Genomic DNA, 10,015 nt, shown 5'->3' with positions numbered 1-10,015 from the left:
TCTTCAACCTAAGGAGCACAAGGACCATGGCCGATCGCGTCGTACTCGCCTACTCGGGCGGGCTGGACACCTCAGTCGCCATCAGCTGGATCGGCAAGGAGACGGGCAAGGAAGTTGTTGCTGTCGCCATCGATCTCGGCCAGGGCGGCGAGGACATGGAGGTCGTGCGTCAGCGTGCACTCGACTGCGGTGCGGTCGATTCGGTCGTGGTGGATGCGCGCGACGAGTTCGCCGACGAATACTGCCTGCCGACCATCCAGGCCAACGCCCTCTACATGGACCGCTACCCGCTCGTGTCGGCCATCAGCCGCCCGCTGATCGTCAAGCACCTCGTCGAGGCGGCGCGCGCCCACGGCGGCACTACGGTCGCGCACGGCTGCACCGGCAAGGGCAACGACCAGGTCCGGTTCGAGGTCGGCTTCGGATCGCTCGCTCCCGACCTCGACGTGATCGCACCGGTCCGCGACTACGCGTGGACCCGTGAGAAGGCGATCGCGTTCGCCGAGGAGAACGAGATCCCGATCAACGTCTCCAAGAAGTCGCCGTTCTCGATCGACCAGAACGTGTGGGGCCGCGCCGTCGAGACCGGGTTCCTCGAGGACCTGTGGAACGCGCCGACCAAGGACGTCTACGACTACACGCAGGATCCGACCGTCAACTGGCAGGCCCCGGACGAGCTGATCATCAGCTTCGAGGCCGGCCGCCCCGTCGCGATCGACGGCAGGCCGGTCAGCGTCCTCGAAGCGATCCAGGAGCTCAACCGCCGCGCCGGCGCTCAGGGCGTCGGGCGCCTCGACGTCGTCGAGGACCGTCTCGTCGGCATCAAGAGCCGTGAGATCTACGAGGCTCCGGGAGCCATGGTCCTCATCAACGCCCACCAGGAACTCGAGCACGTCACGCAGGAACGCGAGCTCGGCCGCTACAAGCGTCAGACCGAACAGCGCTGGAGCGAGCTGGTGTACGACGGCCTCTGGTTCTCCCCGCTGAAGGTCGCGCTGGACACGTTCATCGAGAAGACGCAGGAACGCGTCTCCGGCGACATCCGGCTGGTGCTGCACGGCGGTGCGATCATCGTCAACGGCCGCCGCAGCAACCAGTCCCTGTACGACTTCAACCTGGCCACCTACGACGAGGGCGACACGTTCGACCAGTCCTACGCCAAGGGATTCGTGCAGATCCACGGACTGTCCTCGAAGGTCGCGGCGAAGCGCGATCTGGGCCTCTAGGTATGAGTGCTCACGGCACCAACGAAGGAGCCCTCTGGGGCGGCCGGTTCGAGTCCGGACCGGCCGCCGCCATGGCGGCGCTGAGCAAGTCCACCCACTTCGACTGGGTGCTGGCCCCGTACGACGTGCGCGCGTCCCAGGCCCATGCCCGGGTGCTGCACAAGGCCGGCCTGCTGGCTGACGACGACCTCGCGGCGATGCTCGAGGGTCTCGGCAGGCTCGCCGCCGACGTCGCGAGTGGCGAGTTCGTCCCGAGCGAATCCGACGAGGACGTGCACGGGGCGCTCGAGCGAGGCCTGATCGATCGGGTCGGTCCCGAGGTCGGGGGACGCCTGCGCGCCGGGCGTTCGCGCAACGATCAGGTGGCGACGCTGTTTCGGATGTGGCTGCGGGACGCCGTCCGCCGCGTGGCCGCGGGTGTCCTCGACGTCGTCGACGCACTCGCGACGCAGGCCGCGGCGCATCCCTCCGCGGTGATGCCGGGCAAGACTCACCTGCAGGCCGCGCAGCCGGTGCTGCTCGCGCACCACCTGCTGGCACACACGCACCCGTTGCTTCGTGACGTTCAGCGGCTGCGGGACTTCGACGTGCGGGCGGCCGTGTCGCCGTACGGGTCCGGAGCGCTGGCCGGATCGTCACTCGGACTCGATCCCGAGGCGATCGCCGCGGAGCTCGCGTTCGATTCGTCGGCCGAGAACTCGATCGACGCCACGTCGTCGCGGGACTTCGCGGCCGAGGCGGCGTTCGTGCTCGCGATGATCGGCGTCAACCTGTCGCGGATGGCCGAGGAGGTCATCCTCTGGAGCACTCCGGAATTCGGCTACATCACGCTCGCCGACGCTTGGTCGACCGGCTCGTCGATCATGCCGCAGAAGAAGAACCCGGACGTGTCCGAGCTCACCCGCGGCAAGTCCGGGCGGCTGATCGGCAACCTGACCGGTCTGCTGGCCACCCTGAAGGCGCAGCCGCTCGCGTACAACCGGGATCTGCAGGAGGACAAGGAGCCGGTCTTCGATTCGGTGGCACAGCTCGAGTTGCTGCTCCCGGCGATCACCGGACTGGTGTCCACTCTCGAATTCCACACGGACCGAATGGCGGAACTGGCACCGGCGGGCTTCACGCTGGCCACCGACATCGCCGAGTGGCTCGTTCGTCAGGGCGTCCCGTTCCGGGTCGCGCACGAGGCGGCGGGGGCGTGCGTCCGCGTTGCCGAGGCGCGGGCCGTCGGACTCGAGGATCTCACCGACGACGAACTCGCCGAGGTCGATCCGGCGCTCACTCCGGAGGTGCGGGAGGTGCTCACCGTCGAGGGCTCGATCGCCTCGCGTAACGCCCGCGGCGGTACAGCCGGTATCCGTGTGGCCGAACAGTTGGGCGGGGTCCGTCAGCTGTCCGAGTCGCTGCGAGAGTGGTGTCGATGACGCCCGTGTCGGACGCCCCGGATTAGGGGCTGTGTGACGCGTCGAGCGCAGTAGGGTGAGGGCGGGCGGCAGTGAGACGTGCGTCACGGTTCGAGAGTCTGGGAGAGTGTTCGTGGGACTGAATACCGAAACGGTGATGGGCCCGATCCGTCGCGTGGTGGCGACGGCGCAGAACGGGTTGGAGGTAGTTCGCCTCGGTGGACTCGAGACGGACCTCACCACGTCGCCGTTCGAGGTGGTCGAACGCGCACCGATGTATCGGCTCCGCAGGTATTTCCCCGACACCGACCCTGCCGACGCCGGGCCCCCGATCGTTCTGGTCCCGCCGATGATGATGTCGGCCGACGTCTACGACGTGACCCGCGATCAGGGCGCAGTCGGCATCCTGCACTCGATGGGGATCGACCCGTGGGTGGTCGACTTCGGATCGCCGGATTCCGAAGAGGGCGGGTGGGATCGGAATCTCGCCGACCACATCGTCGCGATCAGCGAGATCATCGACCAGGTGCGGGCGCACACCGGTCGTGACGTCTACCTGTCCGGATACTCGCAGGGCGGCATGTTCGCCTACCAGGCCGCCGCCTACCGCCGCAGTCGCAACATCGCCGGCCTCGTGACGTTCGGCAGTCCGGTCGACACGCTCGCCGGGTTGCCGTTCGGTATTCCGGCGGGGTTCGCCACCGACGCTGCCGGCTTCCTCGCCGACCACGTCTTCAATCGGCTCGCGGTCTCGGGGTGGATGGCGCGCACCGGTTTTCAGCTTCTCGATCCCGTAAAAACGCTGAAGTCGAGGCTCGACTTCCTGCGTCAGTTGCACGACCGGGAAGCGTTGTTGCCGCGGGAGCAGCAGCGGCGGTTCCTCGCGACCGAGGGCTGGGTGGCGTGGTCCGGTCCGGCTGTTGCGGAGTTGCTCAAGCAGTTCATCGTGCACAACCGCATGATGACCGGCGGGTTCGTGATCAAGGATCAGGTGGTGTCGCTCGCGGAGTTGACCTGCCCCATCCTCGCGTTCGTCGGGGAAGTCGACGACATCGGTCAGCCGTTGGCTGTCCGCGGTATCCGCCGGGCGGCCCCACGGGCGAATGTGTACGAATCAACTTTGCGGGCAGGACATTTCGGCCTCGTCGTCGGTTCGGCTGCGGCGACCCACACGTGGCCCACGACCGGGAAATGGGTGCTGTGGAACGAGGGTCTCGGCCCACGGCCCACCACTATCGAGCTCATGCGTTACGACGAACATTTCGGCAGCGAATCCGGAGTCTCCATCAGCGACCGCATCATTCACACCGTGGCGTCGGTCGCCGAGGTCGGCGTCGGTGTCGGCAAGGGGATCAGTGAGTTCGCTTCGGGCGCGCTGCGGGGAACGGTGGAGCTGTCCGGCGAGGCCACGCGGGCGCTGCCGCGGCTGGCCCGGCTCGGTCAGATGCAGCCTCACACCCAGATCTCGCTCAGCCGGTTGCTGGCCGAACAGGGTCGGAAGGCGCCCGGCGGCGAGTGCTTCCTCTTCGACAATCGCGTCCATACCTACGCGGCGGTCAATCAGCGGATCGACAACGTGGTGCGCGGCCTGATCCAGGCCGGTGTCCGTCCCGCCGCTCACGTCGGCGTCGTGATGCAGACGCGCCCGAGTGCGCTCGCCGCCATCGCGGCGCTGTCCCGTCTCGGTGCTGTGGCTGTCCTCCTGCCCCCGGGCCGGGAGGTCCACACCGCGATCCGCATCGACGGTGTCGAACGCATCGTCACCGACCCGGAGAATCTCGACGCGGCGATCACGACCGGGATGCAGGTCCTGGTTCTGGGCGGTGGCGACCAGCGCGACCTCGACGTGGATCCCTCGGCGAACGTTGTGGACCTCGAGAAGATCGACCCCGCCGCCGTGACACTGCCGGGCTGGTACCGGCCCGATCCCGGTCTCGCTCGTGAACTGGCATTCATCATCTGCAGTGAGTCCAACGGCCACTGGGAGACGAAACAGATCACCAACTACCGGTGGGCGCTGTCGGCGTTCGGAACGGCCTCGGCCGCCGATCTGGACCGTGGCGACACCGTGTATTGCCTTGCACCCCTGCATCATTCGTCGAGCCTACTGGCCGCGATCGGTGGTGCCGTGGCAGGTGGCTCCCGGATTGCGCTCTCACGCGGAGTCGATCCCGAGCGGTTCGCCGAGGAAGTCCACCGCTACGGGGTGACCGTGGTGAGCTACACGTGGACGATGATGCGAGAAATCCTCGACGCCGAGAACCTCGCGCTCGACGGCAGTCACCCCGTCCGGCTCTTCATCGGATCCGGAATGCCGCAGGGGTTGTGGCGTCACACGACGGAGCGGTTCGCACCGGCGAAGGTCCTCGAGTTCTACGCGTCCACCGAGGGCGACGTGGTTCTCGCGAACGTCGCAGGCGCGAAGGTCGGGGCAAAGGGGCGCCCCCTCCCGGGGAGCGCGGAGGTCCGGCTCGCGGCCTACGACCCGATCGCCGGGCGACTGCTGGAGGACGAGCAGGGGTTCATCCGGGAATGCCAGGACGACGAGGTCGGTCTGCTCCTCGGCAGGGCGGGCGTGCACGCCGAGATGTCCGGCGGCGCGATGCGGGGGATCTTTGCCGCGGGCGACGCCTGGATTCCGACGGAGAACCTCTTCCGTCGCGACGCCGACGGGGACTACTGGCTGGTCGACCACAGGAAGACCGTCATCGCGACTTCGAGGGGGGCCGTGTTCACCCAGCCGATCGTCGATGCGCTCGTGTCCGTCGATCGCGTCGACCTCGCGGTTGCCTACGGGGTGGAGGTCGGCGGCCGGACGCTGGCCGTGGCCGCGTTCACCCTCCGCGAAGGGCGGGCGCCGAGGCTGGCGGAGATCTCCGACGCCTTCGAGGTGCTTCCTCCCGCGTTGCGACCCGACATCATCCAGGTGGTGGAGGACATCCCGCTGGGGTCCTCGTACCGTCCGAACGCCGAGGCGCTGAGCGCGGCCGGACTGCCCACGCCGGGAACCCGTGTGTGGTACGTCGATCCGGAATCGCAGCAGTACAAGCGACTGACCAAAGCGGTGGCCGCGGAGTTTCGGAACGGCTCGGCCGGGGTGCCTGCCGGTGCGCGGTAACCTGACACTGCTCACCCGAACGGTTGGAGAGGACTTCCGTGGTTATTGATCCGACGTTGCTCGGCATTCTCGCGTGCCCGCAGGACAAGGGTCCTCTGCTGTTGGTCGGCGACGAGCTGCTCTACAACCCTCGCCTGCGACGGGCGTATCCTATCGAGAACGGGATTCCCGTCCTCCTCATCGACGAGGCCCGGGACGTCGGCGCGGACGAGCACGAGACGCTGCTTGCCCGGGCTGCGGGCGAGGCCTGATCACACCGGACTCGGGGCGAGCCCGATCACACCGGCAGAGCTCCGGTGAGGTAGCGCTGCAACGTCGGTCCGACGATCGCGACGAGGTCGTCGACGGGTAGCGACGCGAGTGGCTCGAATTCGAGGATGTACCGCGTCACCAGAACCCCGGCCATCTGGGATGCCACCAGCTGCATGCGCAGCATCCCGGTTCCCGGTGGCTCGTCGACGCGCGGTCCGAGGTCTCGGAGAACTACCTCCAGGAGGAAAGTGCGAATGAGATTGGGTTCGTTTCCCGCCATCGCGGACCGGAACGCCGCGACCACGGCGGGCTTGTGCGGCGACTCCCAGATGGAGAAGACGGCCCGGGCGAGGTGACTACCGACCTCGCCCGTCGGAATGTCGAGCACCGGAGCGATCACCTGCGTCGGATCCACGGGAATGTCGACCGAGGCGAGGAACAGATCTCGTTTGGTTCCGAAGTAGTGGTGGATCAGGGCGGAGTCGACGCCGGCACCGGTGGCCACGGAGCGCACGCTGGTTTTGTCGAATCCGTTCTGTGCAAACAGTTTCCGTGCACTCGCCAGGATTCGTGACCGTGTGTCCGGGTTGCCCGGGCGTCGTCCCGTGCGCAGACCCGGGGTGGCGTCCGCGCGTGTCGCGGAGCCGGTCATGGTGTGCGACGCCTCAGAGTCGCGGCGCCCAGCGACAGTGCGAGGAGCGCGAAGGCGGCGACCACCGCCAGGTCGCGCCACATGAGCCCCGTCGCCCCGGGATGGGTGGCGACCTGCTGCAGCGCCTCGACCGCGTAGCTCAGCGGGAGGGCGTTGCTGATCCACTCGAGCCACGTGGGGAGCTGATCTCGCGGAACGAGCAGACCGCACAGGAAGAGCTGGGGCACCACGACCACCGGCATGAACTGCACCGCCTGGAACTCGGTGCGCGCGAAGGCGCTGCACAATAGGCCGAGGGCGACGCCGAGTATCGCGTTCAGCACGGCGATCAGCAGCACCCACGTCACGCTGCCCTCGGTGGTGAGGCCGAGGAATCCGAACGAGACGACGCAGGCGAGCGCCGCCTGCGCAGCAGCGGCCGTGGAGAACGCGGCAGCGTAGCCGCCGAGCAGGTCAAGTTTGCCCATGGGGGTCGTGAGCAGGCGTTCGAGTGTTCCCGACGTCCGTTCGCGCTGCATCGCGATCGACGTGACCAGGAACATCACGACGAACGGCAGGATGCCGAGCATCGTGATCGCGACGCGCTCGAACAGCGACAGCTGACCGGGTGGCGCCGGAACGTTCTGATACAGGAAGTACAGCAACACCATCAGCAGACTGGGTACCACCAGAATCATGGCGACGGTGCGGTGATCCGTCCGTAGTTGCGCGAGGATCCGGCCCGCAGTGGCTGCGAAGATCGTGACGTTCATCAGTTCTCGCTCCCGACATGTGATGCGCGAATGAGGTTCAGGAAGGCGTCTTCGAGGCTCGCCTCACCGGTCTGCTCCCGGAGTTCGCCGGGGGAAACCTGCGCGAGAACGTAGCCGTCGCGCATGAGGAGGAGCGAAGCGCAATGTTCGGCCTCGTCCATGACGTGGCTCGACACGAGCAGGGTGGTACCGGCGTCGGCGAGAGCGTCGAACCGTTCCCACAGTTCGACGCGCAGGAGTGGGTCCAGGCCGACGGTCGGCTCGTCGAGGACGAGGACCTCGGGGCGTGCCACCAGCGCGCAGGCGAGGCTGACCCGTCCCAGCTGTCCTCCCGACAGATCCGCCGCCTTCTGGGTTGCGAAGCGTGTCAGACCCACCGCCTCGACGGCTTCGGTGATCGCGTCCGACGGTTGGCCGTAGAGCGCGGCGAAGTAGGCCACGTTCTTCTTGACCGTGAGGTCGGCGTACACGCTGGGTGACTGGGTGACGTATCCGATGCGGCTTCGCAACGAGACCGAGCCTGCGGGGGCGCCCAGCACCGTGACCGTCCCCGATTCCACGATCTGCGTGCCGACCACGCACCGCATCAGCGTGGTCTTCCCGCAGCCGGAGGGTCCCAGGAGGCCGGTGATGGATCCGCTCGGCACCTGAACGTCGATGCCGTGCAGCACTTCGTTCCTGCCTCTTCGCACGTGCAGATCTCGGATGTCGATCACCGGGCTGCCGGTCATGGCGGGCCTCAATTCATCACTGGGTGAATTCATTGCTTGATGAATTATGCGACCGACGGGGTGGCGAAGTCAACGGTTGTGGAGAATCGGGACGTGACCATCGATCGACTTGACCGGGCGGACCCCGTCGACGCCGCGCGAATCGTTCTCGGATCCACGCTGATCATCGGAGACGTCCGCATCCGCATCGTCGAAGTGGAGGCGTACGGCGGGGAGAAGGACGGCCCGTGGCCCGATCCGGCATCGCACTCGTACCGAGGGAGGACGCCGCGCAACGAGGTGATGTTCGGCCCGGCCGGGCACCTGTACGTCTACCGCAGCTACGGGATGCACTTCTGCATGAACGTGTCGTACGGGCCGGTCGGAAGCGCGGGCGGGGTGCTTCTCCGGGCGGGCGAAGTGCTCGACGGCTGCGCCACGGTTCAGGCGCGCCGGCCCCGCGTCACGCGACCTGCGGATTGGGCGCGCGGTCCCGGCAACCTGGGGTCCGCGACCGGCGTGACCCTCGCGGAGAACGGTGCGGCGTTGTTCGAGCACGATTCGCCGGTCCGGCTGGAGGTCGCGGAGTCGGACGGATGGGCGAGTGGCCCCCGGGTCGGCGTCAGCACGGCCGCGGACCGGCCGTGGCGCTTCTGGATTCCGGAGTCGCCGGCCGTCTCCGTGTACCGGAGGAGCCCGCGTGCGATGCCCGCCGACGAGCAGATGGGATGATCGGACCCGTGACTGAGAACATCATCGATGAACTGACCTGGCGCGGGCTCATCGCCCAATCAACCGATCTGGACGCGCTGCGTCGCGATCTCGACGCCGGACCGGTCACGCTCTATGCCGGTTTCGATCCGACCGGGCCGAGTTTGCACGCCGGCCATCTCGTGCCCCTGCTCGCGCTGAAGCGATTCCAGCGTGCGGGCAACCGCCCCGTCGTGCTGGCCGGTGGAGCGACGGGTCTGATCGGCGATCCCCGCGACGTCGGTGAGCGGACGATGAACTCCGCCGACACCGTGGCCGAATGGGCCGATCGGATCCGGGGTCAGCTCGAACGTTTCGTCGACTTCGACGACTCGCCGAGCGGCGCGATCATCGAGAACAACATGAACTGGACCGGCAAGCTGTCGGCCATCGACTTCCTGCGCGACGTGGGCAAGCACTTCTCCGTCAACGTGATGCTCGCGAGAGACACCGTCAAGCGGCGCCTCGAATCCGACGGCATGTCCTACACCGAGTTCAGCTACATGCTGCTCCAGGCCAACGACTACCTGCACCTGCAGCGCAGTCACGGCTGCTCGCTGCAGGTCGGCGGATCCGACCAGTGGGGCAACATCATCGCCGGCGTCGAATTGAACCGTCGCATCGACGCCGAGTCGGTGCACGGTCTGACCGTCCCGCTCGTCACGTCGGCGGACGGCAAGAAGTTCGGGAAGTCGACCGGAGGCGGAAGCCTGTGGCTCGACCCGGAGATGACGAGCCCCTACGCGTGGTACCAGTACTTCGTGAACACCGGCGACGCCGACGTCATCAAGTACCTGCGGTGGTTCACCTTCCTCACGGCCGAGGAGTTGGCGGAACTGGAGACGGCGACGGCCGAGCGGCCGCATGCGCGGGAGGCGCAGCGCCGGCTCGCCGCCGAAATGACGACTCTCGTGCACGGCGAAGCCAACACTCGTGCCGTGGAGCTCGCGAGCCAGGCGTTGTTCGGCCGCGCGGAACTGCAGGACCTGGATGAGCCGACGCTCGGTGCCGCCCTTCGGGAGGCGTCCGTCGCGGAACTTGCGCCGGGGGAGCCCGCCGGCATCGTCGACCTCCTGGTTCTCAGCGGATTGTGCGAGAGCAAGGGTGCGGCCCGCCGCACCGTGAAGGAAGGCGGCGCTTCGGTGAACAACCAGA

The 10,015-nt window shown here is 67.5% G+C and carries 9 protein-coding genes (1 of these 9 cut by a window edge); 6 read left to right on the top strand and 3 right to left on the bottom strand.

What is annotated here, in order from left to right:
* Window positions 1-26 precede the first annotated feature (26 nt).
* From FND50_RS22720 to FND50_RS22705, 4 genes are all read left to right on the top strand, one after another.
* On the top strand, window positions 27-1,226 hold the full coding sequence (locus FND50_RS22720) for an argininosuccinate synthase (protein ID WP_144287199.1): 1,200 nt from the start codon (window positions 27-29) through the stop codon (window positions 1,224-1,226).
* Window positions 1,227-1,228: 2 nt separating this feature from the next.
* Window positions 1,229-2,647, top strand: coding sequence for an argininosuccinate lyase (gene argH, locus FND50_RS22715; protein ID WP_144287198.1), 1,419 nt, complete (start codon window positions 1,229-1,231; stop codon window positions 2,645-2,647).
* A 136-nt stretch (window positions 2,648-2,783) separates the two neighbouring features.
* On the top strand, window positions 2,784-5,744 hold the full coding sequence (locus FND50_RS22710) for an acyl-CoA synthetase (protein WP_260851055.1): 2,961 nt from the start codon (window positions 2,784-2,786) through the stop codon (window positions 5,742-5,744).
* A 38-nt stretch (window positions 5,745-5,782) separates the two neighbouring features.
* Window positions 5,783-5,995: a Trm112 family protein gene (locus tag FND50_RS22705; RefSeq protein WP_005247353.1), complete on the top strand. Its 213-nt coding sequence runs from the start codon at window positions 5,783-5,785 to the stop codon at window positions 5,993-5,995.
* Window positions 5,996-6,021: 26 nt separating this feature from the next.
* On the opposite strand, the gene FND50_RS22700 is transcribed toward FND50_RS22705, so the two are convergent.
* Genes FND50_RS22700 through FND50_RS22690 form a run of 3 tightly spaced genes read right to left on the bottom strand, consistent with a single transcriptional unit; the run spans window position 6,022 to window position 8,131 of the window.
* Entirely contained in the window at window positions 6,022-6,648 is a 627-nt protein-coding gene (locus FND50_RS22700) for a TetR/AcrR family transcriptional regulator (RefSeq protein ID WP_144287196.1), read from the bottom strand.
* Window positions 6,645-7,400, bottom strand: a complete 756-nt coding sequence (locus tag FND50_RS22695) for an ABC transporter permease (RefSeq protein ID WP_037204898.1) — start codon at window positions 7,398-7,400, stop codon at window positions 6,645-6,647. Before FND50_RS22695 ends, FND50_RS22700 begins: the two co-directional genes overlap by 4 nt.
* A complete protein-coding gene (locus FND50_RS22690) occupies window positions 7,400-8,131 on the bottom strand; it encodes an ABC transporter ATP-binding protein (RefSeq protein WP_144287195.1) in 732 nt (243 codons plus the stop codon). Before FND50_RS22690 ends, FND50_RS22695 begins: the two co-directional genes overlap by 1 nt.
* A gap of 39 nt (window positions 8,132-8,170) precedes the next feature.
* Between FND50_RS22690 and FND50_RS22685 the strand changes: the two genes are divergently transcribed.
* Together FND50_RS22685 and tyrS are read left to right on the top strand one after the other, a co-directional pair.
* Window positions 8,171-8,842: a DNA-3-methyladenine glycosylase gene (locus FND50_RS22685; RefSeq protein WP_144287194.1), complete on the top strand. Its 672-nt coding sequence runs from the start codon at window positions 8,171-8,173 to the stop codon at window positions 8,840-8,842.
* 8 nt (window positions 8,843-8,850) lie between these two features.
* Window positions 8,851-10,015, top strand: partial view of a tyrosine--tRNA ligase gene (tyrS, locus tag FND50_RS22680; protein WP_144287193.1) — the 5' portion only. It continues 113 nt past the right edge of the window; only the first 1,165 of its 1,278 coding nucleotides appear in the window; it begins with the start codon at window positions 8,851-8,853; its stop codon lies off the right edge, out of view.

This window comes from Rhodococcus sp. WB9 (genome assembly GCF_007558985.1).
Taxonomy (GTDB): Bacteria; Actinomycetota; Actinomycetes; order Mycobacteriales; family Mycobacteriaceae; genus Rhodococcus_F; species Rhodococcus_F opacus.
The sequence above is the reverse complement of the archived record's forward strand: the minus strand, read 5'-3'. Positions and strand labels throughout refer to the sequence as shown.